20 protein-coding genes and 1 pseudogene are annotated in these 20226 nt (G+C 51.7%); 13 read left to right on the top strand and 8 right to left on the bottom strand.

What is annotated here, in order from left to right; translation table 11 throughout:
• The 11 genes from EHV07_RS14080 (at position 1) to EHV07_RS14030 (ending at position 10979) form a co-directional block, all read left to right on the top strand.
• Positions 1-867, top strand: coding sequence for a branched-chain amino acid ABC transporter permease (locus EHV07_RS14080; protein WP_147198647.1), 867 nt, complete (start codon positions 1-3; stop codon positions 865-867).
• Entirely contained in the window at positions 864-1880 is a 1017-nt protein-coding gene (locus EHV07_RS14075; protein WP_147198646.1) for a branched-chain amino acid ABC transporter permease, read from the top strand. Before EHV07_RS14080 ends, EHV07_RS14075 begins: the two co-directional genes overlap by 4 nt.
• Positions 1877-2602, top strand: a complete 726-nt coding sequence (locus EHV07_RS14070) for an ATP-binding cassette domain-containing protein (protein WP_147198645.1) — start codon at positions 1877-1879, stop codon at positions 2600-2602. Before EHV07_RS14075 ends, EHV07_RS14070 begins: the two co-directional genes overlap by 4 nt.
• Complete coding sequence (locus EHV07_RS14065; protein WP_254446247.1) at positions 2580-3311, top strand: ABC transporter ATP-binding protein; 732 nt, start codon at positions 2580-2582, stop codon at positions 3309-3311. Before EHV07_RS14070 ends, EHV07_RS14065 begins: the two co-directional genes overlap by 23 nt.
• Before the next feature lie 20 nt (positions 3312-3331).
• Complete coding sequence (locus tag EHV07_RS14060; RefSeq protein ID WP_147198644.1) at positions 3332-3628, top strand: putative quinol monooxygenase; 297 nt, start codon at positions 3332-3334, stop codon at positions 3626-3628.
• Between the two features lie 11 nt (positions 3629-3639).
• Positions 3640-5133, top strand: coding sequence for an aldehyde dehydrogenase family protein (locus tag EHV07_RS14055; RefSeq protein ID WP_147198643.1), 1494 nt, complete (start codon positions 3640-3642; stop codon positions 5131-5133).
• 14 nt (positions 5134-5147) lie between these two features.
• Positions 5148-6413 carry a Zn-dependent hydrolase gene (locus tag EHV07_RS14050; RefSeq protein WP_147198642.1) on the top strand — a complete coding sequence of 422 codons (1266 nt, stop codon included), beginning with the start codon at positions 5148-5150 and terminating at the stop codon, positions 6411-6413.
• A 405-nt stretch (positions 6414-6818) separates the two neighbouring features.
• Positions 6819-8522, top strand: a complete 1704-nt coding sequence (locus EHV07_RS14045; RefSeq protein WP_147198641.1) for a thiamine pyrophosphate-binding protein — start codon at positions 6819-6821, stop codon at positions 8520-8522.
• Entirely contained in the window at positions 8519-9130 is a 612-nt protein-coding gene (locus EHV07_RS14040) for an RraA family protein (RefSeq protein WP_147198640.1), read from the top strand. Before EHV07_RS14045 ends, EHV07_RS14040 begins: the two co-directional genes overlap by 4 nt.
• A gap of 53 nt (positions 9131-9183) precedes the next feature.
• On the top strand, positions 9184-10518 hold the full coding sequence (locus EHV07_RS14035) for an MFS transporter (protein ID WP_147198639.1): 1335 nt from the start codon (positions 9184-9186) through the stop codon (positions 10516-10518).
• An 83-nt stretch (positions 10519-10601) separates the two neighbouring features.
• The gene (locus tag EHV07_RS14030) at positions 10602-10979 is read left to right on the top strand and encodes a RidA family protein (protein WP_147198638.1); all 378 of its coding nucleotides are present in this window, start codon (positions 10602-10604) and stop codon (positions 10977-10979) included.
• 17 nt (positions 10980-10996) lie between these two features.
• On the opposite strand, the gene EHV07_RS14025 is transcribed toward EHV07_RS14030, so the two are convergent.
• Both EHV07_RS14025 and EHV07_RS14020 read right to left on the bottom strand, forming a co-directional pair.
• Positions 10997-11920, bottom strand: coding sequence for a LysR family transcriptional regulator (locus EHV07_RS14025; protein ID WP_147198637.1), 924 nt, complete (start codon positions 11918-11920; stop codon positions 10997-10999).
• Positions 11904-13430 (bottom strand): PLP-dependent aminotransferase family protein, encoded by a 1527-nt coding sequence (locus EHV07_RS14020; protein ID WP_147198636.1) that lies wholly within the window; start codon positions 13428-13430, stop codon positions 11904-11906. Before EHV07_RS14020 ends, EHV07_RS14025 begins: the two co-directional genes overlap by 17 nt.
• Before the next feature lie 123 nt (positions 13431-13553).
• On the opposite strand from EHV07_RS14020, the gene EHV07_RS14015 reads away from it, so the two are divergent.
• A complete protein-coding gene (locus EHV07_RS14015; protein ID WP_147198635.1) occupies positions 13554-14825 on the top strand; it encodes a 4-aminobutyrate--2-oxoglutarate transaminase in 1272 nt (423 codons plus the stop codon).
• A gap of 484 nt (positions 14826-15309) precedes the next feature.
• Here EHV07_RS14015 and EHV07_RS24790 read toward each other — a convergent pair whose 3' ends face one another.
• Entirely contained in the window at positions 15310-15555 is a 246-nt protein-coding gene (locus EHV07_RS24790; RefSeq protein ID WP_217363410.1) for a hypothetical protein, read from the bottom strand.
• Positions 15555-15665 (bottom strand): SDR family NAD(P)-dependent oxidoreductase, encoded by a 111-nt coding sequence (locus EHV07_RS25195; protein WP_217363409.1) that lies wholly within the window; start codon positions 15663-15665, stop codon positions 15555-15557. The genes EHV07_RS24790 and EHV07_RS25195 overlap by 1 nt, the downstream gene beginning before the upstream one ends.
• 233 nt (positions 15666-15898) lie before the next feature.
• On the opposite strand from EHV07_RS25195, the pseudogene EHV07_RS14000 reads away from it, so the two are divergent.
• Positions 15899-16030: pseudogene (locus tag EHV07_RS14000) on the top strand (DNA primase); the annotation flags it as partial.
• A gap of 194 nt (positions 16031-16224) precedes the next feature.
• On the opposite strand, the gene mobC reads toward EHV07_RS14000, so the two are convergent.
• The 4 genes from mobC to EHV07_RS13975 all read right to left on the bottom strand — a co-directional run bounded on the left by mobC (position 16225) and on the right by EHV07_RS13975 (position 20212).
• On the bottom strand, positions 16225-16971 hold the full coding sequence (gene mobC / locus EHV07_RS13995) for a MobC family replication-relaxation protein (RefSeq protein ID WP_147198634.1): 747 nt from the start codon (positions 16969-16971) through the stop codon (positions 16225-16227).
• 9 nt (positions 16972-16980) lie between these two features.
• Positions 16981-18840, bottom strand: coding sequence for a type IV secretory system conjugative DNA transfer family protein (locus EHV07_RS13990; RefSeq protein WP_147198633.1), 1860 nt, complete (start codon positions 18838-18840; stop codon positions 16981-16983).
• Between the two features lie 748 nt (positions 18841-19588).
• The gene (locus EHV07_RS13980; RefSeq protein ID WP_147198631.1) at positions 19589-19894 is read right to left on the bottom strand and encodes a hypothetical protein; all 306 of its coding nucleotides are present in this window, start codon (positions 19892-19894) and stop codon (positions 19589-19591) included.
• Between the two features lie 18 nt (positions 19895-19912).
• On the bottom strand, positions 19913-20212 hold the full coding sequence (locus tag EHV07_RS13975) for a TrbM/KikA/MpfK family conjugal transfer protein (RefSeq protein ID WP_147198630.1): 300 nt from the start codon (positions 20210-20212) through the stop codon (positions 19913-19915).
• Positions 20213-20226: the final 14 nt, after the last annotated feature.

Below are 20226 nucleotides of genomic sequence, written 5' to 3'. Positions count from 1 at the left end.
ATGCATTATCTGCTGCTTACGATAATTCAAATCGTTGACTCAATTGCGGAGTTAATCCTGGTTTCATTAGGGCTGGCGGTCATTTTTGGCATGATGCGCGTGATAAACCTCGCCCACGGTGAATTTATTATGCTGGGAGGTTTTACCAGCATTTTTGCCGTAAACGCAGGCATTAATGTCTGGGTAGCCATTCTGGTGGTGGCACCCTGTGTGGTGGGCATACTTGGGATGATCATTGAACGGATCATTATTCGTCATCTATACGGGCGAATGGTGTACACCATGCTGGCGACTTGGGGGTTGAGTCTGTTGTTAACCGGAATGGCAACCACGTCGTTTGGTAATCGTGTTCAGGGTATCTCCGCCCCCCTGGGCAGCGTCGATTTCGCGGGCTTCAGTATCAGTCTGTACAACCAGCTGATGGTGGTGGTTTGCCTGATTTTGCTGGTGGGCGGATATGCATTGCTGCGTTACACACGGCTGGGGCTGATTGCCCGTGCAACGATGCAGAATCCCGAAATGGCAGCATCGATGGGGATTAATCGCTCAAGAGTGTTCGCGATGACGTTCTCGCTGGGTGCTGCCTTAAGTGGTTTAACCGGTGCGTTGCTGGCACCGCTTTCGGGTGTGGTTCCTACCATGGGGGCGGCGTATGTCTCGAAAGCATTCATTACGGTTATTACCGGTGGAGCCAGCGTCATAACGGGCACCGGACTGAGCGCTGCCTTGCTTGGTTCTATAGGCACGGTGACCACCTTCCTGAGCAATCCAATCTTTGGCGATATCGCACTGCTGGCTGCGGCCTTAGTGTTACTGCGCATTCTGCCAACAGGTATAACCGGTAAAATTTTCCGGGGGGCATCATGAAACTCACTTCGACAGCATCCTGCAATATTGCGGCGCTGATTACTGGAATGGTTGTGCTTCTGGTGCTGCCTGCTGTGATGGATTTGTATTCACTCATCAATGCCACGATTTATGTCAGCCTGGCGCTTTTCGCGCTGAGCATGGCGTTAATCTGGGGGCATGCAGGTATTCTGTGTTTTGGTCAGTCCATGTTTTTTGGCCTGGGTGCCTATGGGTATGCTGTCGCTGGCGTTAATTTTGGCGACTCAACCTGGGCAGTACCGATTGCCATTGCTACGCCAATGCTGTTCGCATTGATCCTGGGATATTTCGTCTTTTATGGTCGTCTCAGTGACATCTATTTTGGCGTCATCACCCTCACCGTAACACTAATCCTTTTTAAACTGGCGAACAGTACTTCCGGGGATGCCTGGCATATCGGTAAAGCCAGATTAGGTGGGTTCAACGGCATGCCGGACACGCCACCCCTGAATATGCCATTTAATCCCGCTGTGCCACTTTCTCCTGATGTTGTGTTCATGATGGCGGTTTGTGCCCTGGTTGCGGGTTACATGCTGTGTAAATGGCTGATCGGTTCACGGTTTGGTCGGGCAGTTGCTGGTGTCCGTGAAAACGAAGCGCGCGCGGAACTGCTGGGTTACGACTCACGCCGTATCAAGTTGTATATGTTTGCCATTGGTGCGGGTCTGGCAGGACTGGCGGGCTGTCTTTTTGCCAACTCAGTTTTTGTCAGCCCCACGGTATTCAGCTTATCCAACAGTGCTCAGGTACTGATTTGGGTGGTGGTAGGTGGCGTCGGTACATTACTCGGCCCGATTCTGGCCTGCCTGATACTGCAGGGTCTGACAGCGTATCTCGGCACACTGGGATGGATTGACCCCAATATTGTATTGGGCAGTGTGTTGATCCTCTTTGTGCTGCTGTTACCCAAAGGTCTACTGCCAACACTTCTTGAGCGGTTACCTGTCATCCGTGCCAGAACGCCTTCAGCCACGGTGGTGAGCCGATCATGAACAATCCAATTCTGTTACAGGCAACGGGCGTCAGTGTGCAGTTTGGTGGCGTCAGGGCACTGAATAACATCGACTTCACGTTACGTCGTGGCGAACTACGCTGCCTGATCGGCTCGAACGGTGCCGGGAAAACGACCTTTTTCCGTTGCCTGACCGGTGTCCAGCGCCCCACCAGCGGCAGTATTGTATTCAACGGGAAACCGATGGTGGGATCTGAGCGTTTCCAGATTGCCCGACAGGGAATTGGCATCAAGACGCAGATTCCCCACCTCTTTGAAGGCTTATCTGCCCGGGAAAATGTCTGGCTGGGTCTGCGCGATATTGCCCGTCCCGCTGGACGTAATGAAAAGGTGGAGGAAGCGATGGAGCGGGTGGGGATCACTTCCCTCGCCAATAAGATCGTGGACAAACTGGCTCACGGTCAGCGCCAGCTGGTGGAACTGGCGATGGTCATTGCCAGCGACCCGCCGCTGATCCTGCTGGATGAACCCGCTGCGGGGATGACAGGTGAAGAAGTTAACCGCCTGGCTGAAATCATTCAGGAGATAAACCAGCGTCATGCGCTGGTTGTTGTCGAGCACGACATGAATTTTATCCGCCAGATTGGGAAGACAGTCACCGTCTTCCATCAGGGGAAAATTCTCGCCGAGGATAACGTCGAGGGAATTATGAGCAACCAGCGGGTACGGGAGGTCTATCTTGGCAAATCTCATGCGGCCTGAGTTGCTTAAGGTGCAGAAACTGCATGCCGGCTACGGGTCCATTCCCGTGCTGTTTGATGTTGATTTTACCCTTTATAACGGCGAGCTGGTGGGGGTTCTGGGACATAACGGCATGGGGAAAACCACGCTGTTGAAAACCATCATGGGTCACCTTCCGGCCAGCAGTGGGAGCATTCATTTTACCGGACTGGATATCACCCGGCTTCGCCCTGAAAGCCGGGCGCGTATGGGCATCAGTATTGTGCCGCAGGGACGACAAATTTTCCCTGCACTCAGTGTCACTGAGAATCTGCAAATGGGGGCGATACATCTCCCGGCTCATGCTGCACGTCAGAAAATTGAAGAGGTTATTGAGGATCTCCCTCGGCTGAAACCCATCCTGCCCCGTGCGGGTGGTGTGCTGAGTGGTGGAGAGCAACAGATTCTGGCCTTGGGGCGCTGTCTGTGCAGTGAACCACAACTGATCCTGCTGGATGAGCCTACCGAAGGCATCCAACCCTCTATCTGTGACGAAATTACTGAGACGTTACAAAAACTGGCCGGGCGTAATGGCCTCTCCATCATTTTGGTTGAACAGGATCTGACGTTTATCAGCCAGCTGGCGGAACGGGTCTTTCTGTTACGCCGTGGTGAAATGGGGGATCCCATTGATCCCGCCGTTCTTTCGGACAGCAACTGGGTTGCTGAATTTAACGGGCTCGGTGCCTGAATCCCAAACAGGAGTTCGACATGATAAGTATCACTGCGGTAATCACAGTGAAGGCAGGTTATGAGCGGGTAATGGCCGATGCGTTGCTGGAAGTTGCGGCTCACGTCAGGGAAAACGAACCTGGCACACAGGGATTTTACATCTCACAGGACAGCAGCAATCCCTGTGTATTCACCACCTACGAGCGCTTCACCGATGCAGGCGCAATGGATATACATAACAATTCCGCTGTAGTGGCGCGTTTTTTTGACATAGCCAAACCGATTCTGGCGGCTGACGTCATTCTGGTTACGGCAAATGAGGTATCGACGAAATGAGCGTAGAGAACATGACTGATTCATTGGATTTACTCAGCCCGGCAGCTGCCGTATTCGTTAACAAAGAACATAAGCTGTTTATTAACAACGAATGGGTCAGCGCAGTAGCGGGAGGCACAATAGAGGTCATCAACCCAGCCAATGGCCGTAGCTTCACCTCCGTCCCGGCGGGTGAGAGTGCGGATATTGATCGTGCGGTATCCGCTGCGCGGAATGCCTTTGAGCATGGCGAATGGGCAGACATGTCGCCTTCTGCGCGAGGCAAATTGCTGTGGCGCTTGGGTGATCTGGTGGAAGAGCATGCTGATGAACTGGCCCAGATTGAGGCGCTGGATAACGGTAAACCTTTTAACGATGCGCGCTGGGGGGATGTGGCTTTCAGTTATGAATTGCTGCGTTACATGGCGGGATGGAGCACCAAGATCAATGGTCAGACTATCCCATTGTCATCAGGTGCACCTTTTCATGCCTATACCCTGAGAACCCCTGTCGGGGTGTGTGGTCAGATCGTTCCCTGGAATTTTTCCCTGATGATGGCGGTATGGAAAGTCGCCCCCGCGCTGGCAGCAGGCTGTACGATTGTTTTGAAACCGGCTGAACAGACCCCGTTGACTGCACTGCGTCTGGCCGAGCTGGTGGCGGAAGCGGGCTTTCCGCCTGGCGTAATCAACGTTGTGACCGGATATGGTGAAACAGCCGGAGCCGCGCTGGCTGAACACCCCGATGTGGATAAAATCGCCTTCACAGGTTCAACGGAAGTGGGTAAAAAAATCCTTGCTGCTGCAGGCACTAACCTGAAGAAAGTCTCCCTGGAGCTGGGCGGTAAATCCCCGATGATCGTTTATGGTGATGCCGATATTGAGAAAGCCGTATCCGCTATCGCTTCAGGTATTTTTTACAACATGGGTCAGACATGTACGGCCGGTACCCGCCTCTATCTGCATAACGATGTGGCCGATCGGGTGCTGGAAGGACTTGTCAGTCACGCCTGCGCCTTAAAAATGGGGCCGGGACTGAATCCGGACACACAAATGGGACCGCTTGTTTCCGAAGAACAACAGAAGCGCGTCTGTGAGTACATCGCATCAGGTATTGAAGAGGGAGCGACCGTATTAACCGGAGGCAGTAGCTGGAATGGGGCCGGTTTTTATGTCGAGCCGACAATCCTGGACCATACCCACAATCAGATGCGTGTTGTTCAGGAAGAGATCTTTGGCCCGGTATTGTGTGTGATCCGCTTTACCGATGAGCAGGAAGAGAATGTTGTCATTCAAGCTAACAACTCAATTTATGGCCTGGCGGCGAGCATATTCACACGTGATATTAGCCGTGCCCATCGCGTCGCAAAACGCCTGAAAGCCGGAACCATCGGCATTAATACGCATCATGTCATTGATCCTGCTTTGCCTTTTGGCGGCTTTAAACAGTCTGGCTGGGGCCGGGAAATGGGGTGGGAAGCGATTGAGCTGTATACCGAACTGCGTTCGGTCGGTGTGGCACTTTAAGCAAGGATGCAGAAATGAAACTTAATCAGAACCCTACAGATTCGAGTGCCGCAAGCAGCCTCACCATCAATGGTGCGCGTTTATGGCACAACCTGATGGAAATGGCGGCTATTGGCTCAACCGATAAAGGTGGAAATAGCCGACTGGCGCTGTCTGCTGAGGACAGTAAGGGGCGCAGGAAATTCATCGCGGATTGCCAGTTGCTGGGAATGTCCGTCACTTCCGATGCGATAGGAAATCTGTTTTGCCGTCTGGTAGGGACCCATCCTGAACTTGACCCGGTCGTCATGGGGAGCCACCTGGACACACAGCCGAAGGGCGGGCGGTTTGATGGGGTTTATGGGGTACTTGCCGCCCTGGAAGTGATCCGCACACTGCACGATGCCGGTCTGCAACCCAAACGCAGCATTGAAATTGCGGTATGGACCAATGAAGAAGGTGCCCGGTTTACACCCGCCATGATGGGGTCAGCCGTTTTTGCCGGGATTATGCCACTCGAAGATGCACTGGCCCGCTTAGATGCGTCAGGTATCAGCGTTGCCGCTTCGCTGGAAAAAGAGCGCTGGACAGGCGATAGCCCGCTGGGACGTGCCTTTAACGCTTATTTTGAAGCACATATTGAGCAGGGGCCGGTGCTTGAGGAACGGGACCTGGTCATTGGTGTCGTGACGGGAGGACAGGCAATCAGCTGGCTGGATGTTACCGTAACAGGTAACTCGGCGCATGCCGGGACCACGCCGATGCAAAACCGGACTGACGCCTTTTTAGCCGTGGCATCAATGGCTGCTGCACTGGAAGACGTTGCAAAAAGCTTTGCCCCTGAGGGCTTATTGACGATCGGTGAACTCACTATTTCTTCCGCCTCGCGTAATACGATTCCGGGAAATGTTGTCTTCACTGTGGATTTGCGCCATCCGGATGACGCTGTACTGGCGCAATTTGACCAGGCCTGCCGCCAGAGTCTGGCTTCGGTTGCCGAAAGACGCGGTGTACAGGTATCCGTTAAGCAGCATTGGTTGAGTGCTGCCACGCCCTTTGATGAAAGCTGCGTCGCACTGGTTAACGAGGCGGCCACAGCATCTGGTTATACCCATCAACGCATGATCAGTGGGGCCGGGCATGATGCGATTCATATTGCCAAACACTGTCCGACAACGATGATCTTTATCCCATGCGCTGACGGTATCAGCCACAATGAGTCTGAAAGCATCGAACCGGAACATGCGGAGCAGGGTGCCAACGTCTTATTCAAAGCGGTCACTGCTCGTGCGGGCATGTAATTAGCTAAGCGGGAGAGCAGAGCGTTATTTTCTGTTCTCCCCTATTTATCGCTATGCCGGGAAGATATCCATCCTGCCATTCCTTTCTTCAGTATCGTTAATTTAAAGATTGCCATGAGTCCGGTATCGCTCATTTTTTATATTCTAAGGTTTTGATTTTATATTAGCTTGATAATAGTGCACTGGCTGCACTTATTTGGTGCTGCGAGATAATTTAATGCACTGCACTGGTGAAAATAAATGCCTTTGCATATTAATTGAATTTATAGCTGCTATTAAAACCTTAAAGTTGACTATTTACCCCTCAGGCGTAAATTTATTGTCAAATACAACGCTGGATATTTAATTCAAAGCACTATTATTTGATATTTCCGCGTTATTTTTTAATTATTTCCGGAGTGAAGAATGATGGTGTCAGCAGTCGTTTCCCGAAATGGCGGTCAGATTGTCTTAGAGCAACTGCGAGAACAGGGCGCGAGGAGAGTATTTCTTGTCCCTGGTGAAAGTTTCCTTCCCTGTATTGATGCGTTTAATGACCACAGTGATCTAATACAACCGATTGTCTGTCGCCAGGAGAGTGGTGCGGCATACATGGCTGAAGCCTACGGGAAAATGACCGGTGAACCCGGCATTTGCATGGTGACCCGAGGTCCTGGTGCAACAAACGCTTCAATCGGGGTACACACCGCATATCAGGACTCGACCCCGATGATTTTATTCGTCGGACAGGTAGGTAATGATTTTATTGAGCGTGAGGCATTTCAGGAAATTGACTACCGCCGCATGTTTGGTCAGATGGCCAAATGGGTGGCTCAGATTGACAGGACTGACAGAATTCCGGAATACGTCGCCCGTGCTTATGCCATCGCAACAAGCGGGCGGCCTGGCCCCGTCGTGTTAGCTCTGCCTGAAGATGTCTTGTGGGGCGAGTCCGATGTACCTGTTGTTCCGGCGCGAACGCGTCTGGAAACCTGGCCGGGTGCAGAATCACTGTCTCAGCTCGCCACTCATCTTGAACAGGCGAAGTGTCCCTTCCTGCTGGTGGGGGGAAGTGGATGGACTGAAGAAGCACAACAGCAAATCAGCGCTTTTGCGTCCCGATTTGATTTGCCCGTCGGTGTCGCATGGCGTCGCCTGGAATGTTATGACCAGCACGATCAACAGTTTGTCGGCCATGTTGGTTTTGCGATGCATGATGAATTGCGCCAGACGCTGGTATCCAGTGACCTGATTATTGCGGTGGGTACCCGAATAGGTGAAGCCACCAGCGAAGGCTACAGCTGGATTTCCTCGCCAAAACCTCAGCAAAAACTCATCCACGTGTACCCGGATCCGGAAGAGCTGGGGCGGGTTTATCGACCTGATTTAGCCATCAATGCCAGTGTAAATGGCTTTGCGGCGTCGTTAAGCAATCTGAAACCTGCTTCAGTACCGCTCTGGGCTGAGCTGCGTTGTCGCGCCCGTGAAGCCTGGCTTAATACACTTAAACCTTTGCCATCTCCGGGAGAACTGAGTCTGGATCGGGTCGCGGAAACGGTAGGACGTGTGCTGGAAGGCCGGGGGTGTATCACCGTCGGAGCAGGCAATTATGCGCTCTATCCGCATCGCTATATCCCGTTTAGTGGGCGTGGCAGTTCACTGGCTCCGACAGTGGGGTCAATGGGGTACGGTCTGCCAGCGGCAGTATCCTACAAGCTGGAAAACCCGGACCAACCCTCGATCTGTTTCGCCGGCGATGGTTGCTTCCAGATGAATATGCAGGAGCTGGGTGTGGCCCTGCAGTATGACGTAGGAATTGTGGTGCTGGTGTTCAATAACGGCATGTGGGGCACAATCCGGGCGCATCAGGAGCGTGATTTTCCCGGGCGTGAGACCGCTCTGATATTTACTAACCCACAATTTGCACGTCTCGCAGATGCCTATGAAGGCTTTGGCAGGGTCATCGATCGTACTGAGGATTTTGAAGCAGCGTTCCGGGAAGCATTACTGTTCGCGGAAGAAAAAAAACGTCCTGCCATTCTGGAGTTGCGCTATGACAGCAACGGGATCTCACCGGGTATGTTGCTCAGCGATATTCAGCGCAAGGCGCTGGAAGGTCGCGCGCAATGAGTTCTGAGGATGATTTGCTGACAGCATTACTTAGCGTGGAAACAGCAACTATCGGACACATGGTCAGTCATGGTTTTATGTCTCCTCAGCTGCAATGCATATTGCCAAATGTCCGTATCTGCGGGCTTGCGCTGACGGTCTCGCTGCCGGAAGATGACGGCTACAGTTTGCCATTCGCATTACAGGAAGCCCGCAGAGGTGATGTGCTGGTTATCGAACGTCTTAATGATAATCATCATGCGTGCTGGGGAGCCGTTATGACGGTGGCGGCACAGCAGGCCGGTATTGCCGCCGTTATTCTGGATGGTTACATCACCGATATTTCGGCCATTATTTCTGCGAAATTTCCTGTCTGGTGCAAAGGGCGCTCCCCTTTAACCACTAAACGGGGAAAAACAGGTGGAGCAGCTAATAAAAAAGTAACCTGTGCGGGTGTGGTGGTTAATCCCGGTGACATCATTTTAGCCGATGAAAATGGTGTGCTTGCAATTCCAAAAGAGGAAATGGCCAGCCTGCTGGATCAGGCGTTAGAGATTCAGAGGCAAGAGCCGTTAATAATAGAAAAACTAAAACAAGGAATAAGTTTGGCTGATATTTATGGCCTCTGACTACATATCCAGGTAAATATTCTCGCGTAATCTAACCTTTGGAGAGACAAGTTATGACGAGCTCAGTAGATTTTGATACTGCGTTGCCAGATGCACCCCCTGAAGTGAATATGCGTAAGGTTGCCGTTGCCAGTGTTATTGGAACAACGGTTGAGTGGTATGACTTATTTATTTTCGCCACAGCATCTGCATTGGTCTTTAATAAGATTTTCTTCCCGTCATTCGATGAGTTAATTGGGACGCTGCTGGCGTTTGGCACATTTGCCTCTGCATATGGTGCACGTATTTTTGGTGCGGCATTGTTCGGTCATTTTGGCGACAGGCTTGGCCGTAAATCCATGCTGCTGATTTCACTTCTGGCGATGGGCCTGTCAACTTTTGCCATCGGTCTGTTGCCTGACTATGCATCGATTGGTATCTGGGCGCCCATCTCGCTACTGACGCTGCGTCTGATCCAGGGGCTGGCATTGGGTGGCGAGTGGGGGGGCGCAGTATTGATGGCAGTTGAACACGCTCCCAAAACCAAACGAGGTTTATATGGTTCATGGGTGCAGATTGGGGTGCCAGTCGGTACGCTGTTAGCCAATCTGGCGTTCCTCGCCATTGCGGCATTCTTATCATCAGAAGATCTGCTGCACTGGGGCTGGCGTATTCCGTTCCTGGCCAGTGCTTTGCTGATTGCGATCGGTTTGTATATTCGTCTCAATATCCATGAAACGCCGGTATTCAAAGAAACAAAAGAAAGCGAACCACAGGTGCGGGTTCCCCTGTTTGAAATTGCACGTAAGCACTGGAAACAGGTTTTGCTCGGCGGTGTCGCTACTATGTCGACAGGATCCTCGTTCAATATCATCGTGGCATTCGGCCTCACTTACGGCACACAGACCTTAGGTTTCAGCCGCACGGAGATGCTGTCAGTTGTGCTGGTTTCCTGCGCACTTTGTATCGTATTACTGCCTGCATTTGGTGCCCTGTCCGATCGTATTGGGCGTAAGCCCGTCATCATCGCCGGTATCGTTGCCGAAGCGGTGGTAGCGATCCCGATGTTTATGCTGATGGATACCAAATCGCTGCCACTGGTCTTCCTGGGCTACGGCCTGCTGATGACAGCCTTTGCCGCCAATTATGGTCCAATCGCGACCTTTCTCGCTGAGCTGTTCGGAACCCGGGTGCGCTATTCAGGCCTGTCGGTTGCGTACATGCTTTCCGGCTTGCTGGGCAGTGCAACCACGCCAATTGTTACCACCGCACTGTTATCCTGGACGGGTAAAGGATCCTCAGTCGCCTGGTACCTGATTGGTTCGGCACTGATTTCCCTGCTGGCTCTGCTTTTGCTGTCTGAGACATTCAAACGCGATCTGAAAAAGGTGCAGGCACCTTTCCGGTAACTCACCAGCAGGCTCAGGGCATTTGAACCTGCTGCATTTTTAATGTGGGTGAGGGAACTTGCCCGCCAGCTGAAGGAAAAAATATGAAGCGTATTTCGGCGGCCCCAGATGCTCCCGCTCCCGTTGGCCCCTATTCACAAGCCGTTGTCAGCGGCAATCTGGTCTTTACTGCCGGGCAGATTCCAACAGACAGTTCTGGGCAACAACCTGAAGATTTTGAGCGTCAGGTCAGACAAACCCTGTTAAATCTTGAAGCTAATCTGCGCGCTGCCGGATCCGACTTTGATCATGTGATTAAAGTGAACGGGTATCTCACCGACTCTTCTCAGTTGGAAACCTTTAATCGTGTCTATGCTGAGTTGCTTGGCCATGCGCCACCCGCCAGGACAACGGTCTGTATTGCGCTATGGGGAGTCACACTGGAGATTGATTGTATTGCCGAGTTAGTCGCCGATAAATAACCGGCAGAAGCGTGGGATTAATATCCCGCGCTGTGCAGGGCTTCCTTCAGATAGCTGAGAAACGCCTCTTCGGCCTTATTGAATTTCAGCGCGTCATTCCACATCAGGTACAGCGTGATCTGGGCGATGCCATCATAAGGTGGCAGTTTCCATAACTGACCCGAGCGGATATCTTCCGCAACCATATGTTCGGGTAATGCGCCAATCCCTAAACCACAGCGGATCATTCTCTTCACTTCATGGACACTTGAGCTGATGCCAACTAACGGACCTTCGAGGGATTGCTGAGCGCGGAAAAGGGCTAATGAAGCCAGGACGCCGTCCAGCTGATCACTGGCAAAAGAGACAAATTTTTCCTGCCTTAGATCTTCTACCTTCAGATCCTGCTGACCAAAGAATGGATGGCTTCTGCCGCAAAAGAGAAAATAACGCTGATGCAGGAAAGGCGTATTCTCCAGCCCGGCAACCTGTTTATGTCTCAGGGATATTCCGAGTCCGGCATGATGATGCAATAACGCATGCTGTACATCAGTGCTGGATCCGGTGGTTATCTCGAACGTTGTTCGTGGATGGAGCGAGTGAAATCGTGTAATCACGTCATCGACGATATTGCTGTTCACCCCGGACACGAGGGCTAAGCGTAGGGTACCGGTGAGGTTATGGGGGATATCCTGCACGGCAATTGACAGGCGCGCGATGCTGCCGTAGATAGCGAGAGACTCCTGATACACCATCTCACCGGCAGTGGTCAGTGAGAATGTTGCTCCGGTTCGTATTATCAGAGACTCACCAAGTCTTTCTTCAAGACGTTTGAGAGCAAGGCTGACCGCGGGCTGTGAAAGATGCAGCCTGTGTGCTGCCCGGCTGATGCTTCCTTCCTGCACGATGGCCAGAAAGGTTCTCAACAGGTTCCAGTCCAGGCGATCATGAATTTGTGTCATTACATTCGTCCTGATTTAACACCGGTATGGATGGCTGATGCTGGTGAATACACTGCATCAGAATGCTGAACGCCTCAGCCATTTCCTGTTCGGGAAGTGACGCAAAACCCATGAGCAGTCCGCATGATTTCTGCGACCCGAGATAGTAACGGGAGAGCGGGCGCACCATTACGCCCTGTTGATTGGCATCTTCAGCTAAAGCGATGTCATCAATGTTTTCCGGAAGTCTGAGGATGAGGTGCAGTCCGGCATTACTGGTAAAAGGATGCAGTGCATCTTTGCCCAGGTGCTGCTCGATCAACGCGGTCAGAAAGCTACGTCTCTTAGCATAAAGCAGCCGCATGCGCCGGATATGAGCACTGTAATGGCCGTCATCGATAAACTGCGCCAGTGCACGTTGGGTGAGGAGATGCCCCGCACGATAAAGTTCGCCATGCGCGGTGACCAGGGGGGGCACCAGTGCCTCAGGCAGCACCACATAGCCCAGACGCAGTCCCGGATAAAGCGTTTTGCTGAAGGTGCCAATATAGATTACGGGTGTACCTGTCTCCAGTCCCTGTAATGAATGGATAGGATGACCGGAAAAACGAAACTCACTGTCGTAGTCATCTTCAATCAGCCAGCTTCCCAGCTTTCGTGCAATCGCCAGTAGTTGTTGTCGGCGTGGCAGACTCATGACCGGGCCGAGAGGGTACTGATGTGACGGGGTAACAAAAATCAGCCGAGGAGGGGCCGTTAATAACTCATCGGGGGGGAGCATTCCTGATTCATCAACGGGTATCGGGCAGATATTCACGTCATTCATCTGCAGAATGTTACGTATCCCCCAGTATCCCGGTTCCTCCACCCAGGCATAATCACCGGGATTGCACAGCATTCTGGTCACCAGGTCCAGCGCCTGATGGCTCCCTTCAGTGATAAGGATCTGCTCAGGCCGGCAATGGACCGAACGTGATACGCGTAAGTATTCGACTAATGCCTGCTGTAATGTCCTCTCACCGCCAGGGTGGCTGTTGTAAGTCAGCTGGGATGGCGTGGGATCACGATTAAGCCGCGTCAGATAACGACTGAAGAGTTTGTGTGGAAAGGCTGTCACATCAGGCACACCCGGCATGAAAGGTCCCCATTGCCTTGCGCTGGCGCTGGCCCGTTCGAGGAGATGTTTTCCGCGCACTGACAGGACCGATTTTGCCGGTGTCTGACTGACCAGCGGAGCAAGGGTGATCGTGTTTAACAGCGTATCTGGCACGCTTTCAGCCACGTATGTCCCGCTGCCCGCTCTGGAAACAATATATCCCTCGGCCAGTAGCTGGTCATAAACCTTGATAACCGTATTACGTGACACGTCGAGTTCCTGAGCCAAATCTCTGGAAGGAGGCAGGCGTGTAGCAGGAGACAGGCTGCCATCGAGGATAGTCATCCGAATCACGTTGTACAGACGAGTGTAAAGTTTTCCGCTCGTATTCTCTGCCAGTCGCTGTAGCAGCAAATCACCTTTCAAGGATTTCAATTGGCCCCCTAAAATATCACCAACTGGTTCTCGAAAATGGAACCAATTTAAGGCTATATAATCATCAATGCGCAGCCAGTCAAAGTACTTTATTCACTTAGTTTCCAGCATGAGAGGGTCACAATGAGTAATTCAGAACTGAATATCCGTCGCCTGTCAGCGACTCCTCGCGGAGTCGGGGTCATGTGTGATTTTTATGCCGAGCGTGCGGAGAATGCGACGCTCTGGGATGTGGAAGGCCGTGAGTTTATTGACTTTGCTGCGGGCATCGCGGTTCTGAATACCGGACATCGGCATCCCCGGCTGGTGCAGGCGATTGAGCAGCAGCTGAAAAGTTTTACTCATACAGCATATCAGATTGTGCCTTACGAGAGTTATGTCTCTCTGGCCGAGAAAATTAACAGCAGAGTACCTGTTGAGGGGGCCTGCAAAACGGCTTTCTTTACCACAGGTGCAGAAGCTGTTGAGAACGCGATTAAAATTGCGCGTTCGTATACCGGTCGCCCGGGTGTCATCGCATTCGGTGGCGGTTTTCATGGCCGTACTTACATGACCATGGCATTAACCGGAAAAGTCGCTCCCTACAAACTGGGTTTTGGACCATTCCCGGGATCCATTTTCCATGCACGCTTCCCGAATGCATTGAATGGCATCAGTACCCAGGATGCAGTAAAGAGTCTGGAATATCTTTTTAAATCCGATATCGATCCTAAACAGGTTGCCGCTGTCATTCTTGAACCGGTGCAGGGTGAGGGCGGATTTCATATTGCGCCGGATGATTTCATGCAGGCACTGCGTGGGATTTGCGATCAGCACGGCATTCTGCTGATTGCCGATGAGGTTCAGGCCGGTTTCGCCCGTACCGGTAAAATGTTCGCGATGGAGCATTACCCGGATGTGTGTGTTGATCTGATGACCATGGCCAAAAGTCTGGCGGGCGGGATGCCACTCTCTGCGGTGTCAGGACGTGCCGAGGTTATGGATGCACCAGGGGCTGGTGGTCTGGGGGGTACCTATGCAGGAAACCCTCTTGCCATTGCTGCTGCTCATGCAGTGATCGATGTTATTGAAGAAGAGAAATTGTGTGAACGTGCACAACGGCTTGGAGAAGCGTTGAGCGGTGTGCTTGAAGCCGCAAAACGTCAAAACAGATCGATTATCGATATTCGTGCGAGAGGCTCAATGGTTGCCGCAGAGTTCTGCGACTCTGCAACGGGTGAACCCTCAGCGGAGGTTGCGAAACAGGTGCAGAAAAAAGCGCTTGATGCAGGCCTGCTGCTGCTTACTTGCGGTACATATGGCAATGTCATTCGTTTTCTGTATCCGCTAACCATCCCGGATGAGCAGTTTGCTCAGGCAATGGATATTTTGTCGAGTGTATTGGGCAGCGTCTGACCAAGTTGCCAGATAGTGTTAAATACACTTAGTACGGCAGCCCCTTATATTCCATACGGGCAGTGGTTGCACTGCCCGTAAAACCTGTTGAAGCCCTTTAGCGTCTGATGGCTATGCCTTCATCAGATGGAATACCCCCTTACTCAACTTTGTTAACCCACAGTCGCCTATGGCGACCGTACATACCAATCAGCTGTGCTCTGGTGGTCGGTCGCTGCCGGGCGTAGCTTCAGAAACGGGAAAACCATGTCGTTTGCCCAGCCAAACGACCACGAGTGTCGTTGACAACAATACGAGCATGGTCGGCACAAACCCGCTGGCCCCCCAGTCGTTCCAGCAGTACACCTCCGACGATGCCGCCATCGGCTATTGCCATGTTCCAGACGCTGACCAGTATAGACTGTGCGATATCTGCAGTTTCTCTCCTGTTTTCGCCAACGCCGTCTGGAAGAGGGTTGCGGCACCGCCGCAACACCGAATACCACTAGCACCAAATCCGTTCGTCCGGCCAGCCTGCTTTAGCCAGAAACAGTGCGATGTAGGTATAGAGGATATTGTGTGCCAGCACTACTGACAATACCGGCTTGACACCTGTCAGGGTGAAAATATAACCAAGGTAAAGTCGCTTGCCTGCCGCCTGTCCGGCGAAACCAGGTAGCTTAAAGCATACCCACGCCATAAGTAGCAGCGCCAAAGCACTAACAAGGCCGAAACAGGTGCGCCAGCCCATCACATTGCCCAGTAAAGTTCCCGCCGGAACACCACGACATGCGCACCGCTGGAAGCCAGCATGCGACTGATTGCTCGCCCGATCCCACCAGTGCCACCTACGACGGCCACGTTTAGTCCATCGCACCTCGGAACGCCTGTGTCGCCGGGACGCCAGTTCCAGCTCTTATCTCGTTGCACTCATCTGCCCTCAATTATTTCATAGAGGTCATCATCACCTTTATAGAAACTGGAATAGATAGTGTTTTGGATAACATTGCTCCATAAATGAAGCAATCAGTAAGGGCATCATCAGCCCTTTTGTCATGCAGGAACATGCAGGGCACAGTGTTGCGTCAGAGAGAATTGAGGGAGAGGTACAACATGAAAGCTATATTGCTTCCTGCCTGAAAGCGTTGAATAACGACAAGCGCTATATTTTCAAATCGGCCAGCACAGCCTCTAAAGCACATCGTTACCTGATGGATAAACTCTGAGACCGGAATCAGACAACCGCAAGGGAATGCGGTTACATGGTTTTTAACCGGCAACGCTGCAAGGCGCAGACTGAGGCGGAACGCAGCACAGCGAGTACCGAACAGTCTTCGTCTGGCAGTGGAATAAAAAATAGCCTGGCTTGGCAGTATCGCTGCGAGGCCAGTAAGGCCATCACGATGGCCTGAGTCAAAGCTTACGTATAGCTGCCTAATGACAGGAGTTTCAGTTCAACAAAGGTATAAATGCGAAACACCCGACGGTGGCGTTCTTCAAGCGGGATGTGCTGATGGTTGATGATGACATGCCTGATGCTGTCAAACAGCAGTTCAAGCGCACGTTTCTTCTGTGGATCGGGCACAACATAAAAAACGTAAATCCACTGCTTGCGGGTACGGGCCAGCAGGTGGCTTGCCATGATCGACTGATAGCGGGCTCGGGTTTTCAGGCGGCGCTCGGTTTCAATGGCAATAACGTTACCGTCAGGCAGGGTCAGTAACCCGTCCGGGCGATGTTTCACCTGATACTGGCTGATAAAGGTGGACCGGTCGCCGTTAATCCATCCCGAAGCGCCTTTCTTCTCCAGAATAAGTCTGGCGGCCTGATTATCAAGATGGTGCTCCAGCGTCCAGCCGGTGATTTTTGATGGTTCAAACCGCGCAGGAAAGATTTTATCATTCGGGGTTAACATCACCGCCAGCCCGTCACTGGTGATCCCCCATAATGAAATCTTCATTGTCCGTGATTCAAGCACATGCTTCTGGATTAACCCCATTCGCTCCGTTTTTGCCAGCAGTGAATAAAGCGATTTGTGATCCCGGAAACCAAATAACAGCATCAGCGTTTTAAAATCGCTGTAGGTTTCTTCTCTCAGGAAATTTAGCAGTTGTTTGATTTTCTCGCTGTTGCGCGTCTGGCGCTCGTGATATGACGAAATCAGCATAACCGCTCCTTAAAAATCCAGCGGGGAGAAGTGTTCTTCATCATCAGATTGGGGCTTTGCCGGTTTTACTTCGCTTTCGTCGAAGAAAAGATCCGGGTGCGTTGTCAATACATCCGGTATGGATGGTTTATCATCTTCGCTAAAATCCAGCGTGATTTTCACTGGGGCTGCCGCTGCGGCAATATCAGGGGAAATCGAGAAGATTTCTAGCTTACGCTTTCGGATCTTTATCGGTGAAATCAGTGAAGCAGAAGGTAGCGTTTTTGTCGTAAAGATAAAGCTGACAAAATCGGGCAGGTTTAGGATCATATTGCTGTCAATAAAGAAACGTTCGGCCTGGCGGATTGTGCGCTCACTGTCGATGGTCTCCGTCAGCATATTATCTGTTTTAGCCTTGCGGAGTTCATCATCCACCAGAATCGTGCCTGACATTCTCGCTACCCAATCCGCCGTGTTCGGGTCCATAACCCGGTAAACCAGTTTGAATTTGGCATTTTCAACGACCGCACCAACAACGGCATCACCTTTCAAATCTGCCGGGCAGTCTTTTAAATCAGCAACGGACTGGTGGTCCATAATAATATGCACGCCTTTATCCCGCGCAGCGCCTAAACCTTCCAGCGCTGGCCAGGATAAATGGTATTTCAGTTCGGAAAGATAAATAGCAATGGGGCGGGGTACGTCTGTTACACGGTCGCGCCTTTCTGCTAACTGGTAAAGGCGAACCAGCAGCATACGCTGTGCGGTAATAATTTTGCTGTTTCGCATAGAGCCGATAACATAACAGCAGCCGCCTTCATCAAATATCTTATTAAGCGAGAATCCTGTCGGCGCATTAATGGCATTGAGTAAGGCCAGTTCCTCAATCTTGCCGAAAAAGGCTTTTATCTTATCTGCAATACTTTGAACGTAATCACCGTTATAAACATCACGGATTGTTGTCGATGGATTATCACTGACAAATTGTGCAGCCATACGGGCGGCTTTGCGATCATCAATGCGATAAAAATCCGATTCCTGCCCTTTTTCCGCCAGGCTGAAACCGGCAACAAACAATTCTTCCAGTTCATCGGGCGTAATATCTTCAATCAGATTTAACTGGTATTGCTGTTTTCGCAGGTCAATTAAGGCAAAAGGTTTTCCTGCATCCTCACAGGCTTTGCGGTAAAGGTGTGGAGCCCATTCATCTTCCTTGGGGTCCATAACAAACACACCTTCATCGGCCAGAATACTCTGGTAAAGCAATATGCCGGTGGCAACCCCTTTACCGGCTCCGGTGGTGCCGATAATGTCCGCGTGTTGTTTCTGCCAGTCCTTTAACGGGAGATACATCGGTTCATTCTTCCTGTCCATGCCAGTAAAAATGCCTTTATTCAGGTCGATATAATCCAGCGGGTTATAATGCAGAGTTTCCGGTAGCAGGGATTTTACGGTGCGGACATCAGTGCGCAATTCCCGTTCAAGGGTGGTCTTTTTAACAAGGTGCTTCTTTATTCTGTCCAGTTCCGGCGTGAATACCCGACGAAGCATAATATGAAAAATAATCCCGGTTACAGTGAAAGCAATCCGTACTGACCAGGCCAGTACCGTATTATCACTGGTGAGTCTGGTCTTATACAGCCACTGGAAGGATCCGATAACTATCGGGGCCAGTGTGCCAGAGAGAAAACACAGCAGGGAAAAAGCGAGAATCAGCTTTTTCCATAACGGGGCTTTCTGTCGTTCATCGCTTTTAATCGACGCGAAAAATGGCATCGTCAGCCCCGCTAATAATGCCAGCATTAGTTGTTGCTGTTGCATAAAAGCGAGCAGTGCCAGCATCCCGTTCACTATCGGCGACAGTGAAGCGGCAAGCTTATTCAAAATCACGTTGCCTCCTTCGTCAGCGGTTCGCCCCATGACATCGCCCCATCAGTTCGCCCGGCGGTGTCGGGCGAAAAGGCGGGGCGAGCGTATGGGGTAAAGATGGTGGCCGCTGTGCGGCCATATGCAGGAAAGCATGCTTCCCTGCACGAAACGGCGTGCCCCAGTACATGCGGGCTGGACGCCCTTATTGCCTGCTGCATGGGGGTAATGTCGCGGCTGGACGCCGCGCCAAAACCCCCAACGTCAACGGCGGCACACCGTCGCCCGCTACGCGCGACCACCCCCTTTAAGACGGTCGCTTTCGCCTTTTTCTTCCCTTTGCTCGTGCCTCGCAGCGGGAATAAAAGGGAAGCTGACCTTTAAAGAGGGTGGTCGCGCCACGCTACCGGCTTTTGGCCGGAGACTTAGCCGCGACGGTGTGCGGGGCGATGCCCCCCAAATAAACCGCTGTCGTGGGCGACAGCTTTTCGCTCGCTGGGGCGGCGAAATTTATTCGGCTCCCCCCGGCCGGCAAAATCCGCGTGGGCGCGGCTGTTTGCCGGTGAGGCGCGGTGCCTGAACTATTTTCGCGCCTTAACCCGCGAAAATAATTCTGTCCACTGCCTCATTTTTACGGCCCGCATTTCTTCACTCCTTAGTCCGCGAAAAATGTGCTGGGCCGTAAAAACCTGAAAACCGCCACGCCTTTAGCCGGACTCGGCTAAAAAATTCCGGCGCTATAGGAGACCTGCGAATAAAATTAAGGCAGGGGTTAATAGTGGCTCTCTTGGATTTCCCTGATGATGTCGGAATAACACTGACGACTTTCTTTAATGCTGATTTCATCCAGCGTAAATCCTCGCCGGTTAGCTTCTTCTGTCAGCGTTATTCTGTCGGTGCCGTTCAGCGTTTGCAGTAATTGCAATAACCAGCATATAACACGGTAGTGATAAATTTCATAATAAAGGCCGCATCCACGCATCGCCTCATTTTCAATGTGCTCAATAACACAGGCTGCGCTAATGGAATCTCCGCGCTGATGTGTCCAGGGATGCTTAATAAAACCCGGTTTGGTCATAAAAATTACCTCCGCTAATTATCCATGCATGTGGCCAAATTTATTGATAATCTGGCTGATAATTGCCGGGTCTGCCGAATCACACTCAAGTAAGAACGATTTTCTGGCATCGGCAGTATGGTCCGGCAGAAAACCGTGCTTGTTCTTTTTGACGATATTAAAAAATGTGCGTTCAGCAGAATGGCATTCATTGCCGCCGTTCCCGGTGGCTTTACCGTACATGCATAACACCACTTCACAGGCGTCAGCGGCCATGACGGAGGTGGAATATGATGCCATAATGCAGAGTAATAATGCGGAGGATATTTCTTTTTTCATTTCGGTCACCTTCA

It is taken from the genome of Pantoea sp. CCBC3-3-1 (assembly GCF_007981265.1).
Lineage (GTDB): Bacteria > Pseudomonadota > Gammaproteobacteria > Enterobacterales > Enterobacteriaceae > Erwinia.
This window is presented reverse-complemented; position numbering and strand designations above follow the sequence as displayed.

Coding starts and splice junctions, on each gene's coding strand:
- mobC (WP_147198634.1), bottom strand. CDS start 16,971: ATGCTGATTTCGTCATATCACGAGCGCCAGACGCGCAACAGCGAGAAA.
- EHV07_RS14080 (WP_147198647.1), top strand. CDS start 1: ATGCATTATCTGCTGCTTACGATAATTCAAATCGTTGACTCAATTGCG.
- EHV07_RS14030 (WP_147198638.1), top strand. CDS start 10,602: ATGAAGCGTATTTCGGCGGCCCCAGATGCTCCCGCTCCCGTTGGCCCC.
- EHV07_RS14035 (WP_147198639.1), top strand. CDS start 9,184: ATGACGAGCTCAGTAGATTTTGATACTGCGTTGCCAGATGCACCCCCT.
- EHV07_RS14075 (WP_147198646.1), top strand. CDS start 864: ATGAAACTCACTTCGACAGCATCCTGCAATATTGCGGCGCTGATTACT.
- EHV07_RS14060 (WP_147198644.1), top strand. CDS start 3,332: ATGATAAGTATCACTGCGGTAATCACAGTGAAGGCAGGTTATGAGCGG.
- EHV07_RS24790 (WP_217363410.1), bottom strand. CDS start 15,555: ATGGGCTGGCGCACCTGTTTCGGCCTTGTTAGTGCTTTGGCGCTGCTA.
- EHV07_RS14055 (WP_147198643.1), top strand. CDS start 3,640: ATGACTGATTCATTGGATTTACTCAGCCCGGCAGCTGCCGTATTCGTT.
- EHV07_RS14015 (WP_147198635.1), top strand. CDS start 13,554: ATGAGTAATTCAGAACTGAATATCCGTCGCCTGTCAGCGACTCCTCGC.
- EHV07_RS14070 (WP_147198645.1), top strand. CDS start 1,877: ATGAACAATCCAATTCTGTTACAGGCAACGGGCGTCAGTGTGCAGTTT.
- EHV07_RS13980 (WP_147198631.1), bottom strand. CDS start 19,894: ATGACCAAACCGGGTTTTATTAAGCATCCCTGGACACATCAGCGCGGA.
- EHV07_RS13975 (WP_147198630.1), bottom strand. CDS start 20,212: ATGAAAAAAGAAATATCCTCCGCATTATTACTCTGCATTATGGCATCA.
- EHV07_RS14040 (WP_147198640.1), top strand. CDS start 8,519: ATGAGTTCTGAGGATGATTTGCTGACAGCATTACTTAGCGTGGAAACA.
- EHV07_RS14045 (WP_147198641.1), top strand. CDS start 6,819: ATGATGGTGTCAGCAGTCGTTTCCCGAAATGGCGGTCAGATTGTCTTA.
- EHV07_RS14025 (WP_147198637.1), bottom strand. CDS start 11,920: ATGACACAAATTCATGATCGCCTGGACTGGAACCTGTTGAGAACCTTT.
- EHV07_RS14050 (WP_147198642.1), top strand. CDS start 5,148: ATGAAACTTAATCAGAACCCTACAGATTCGAGTGCCGCAAGCAGCCTC.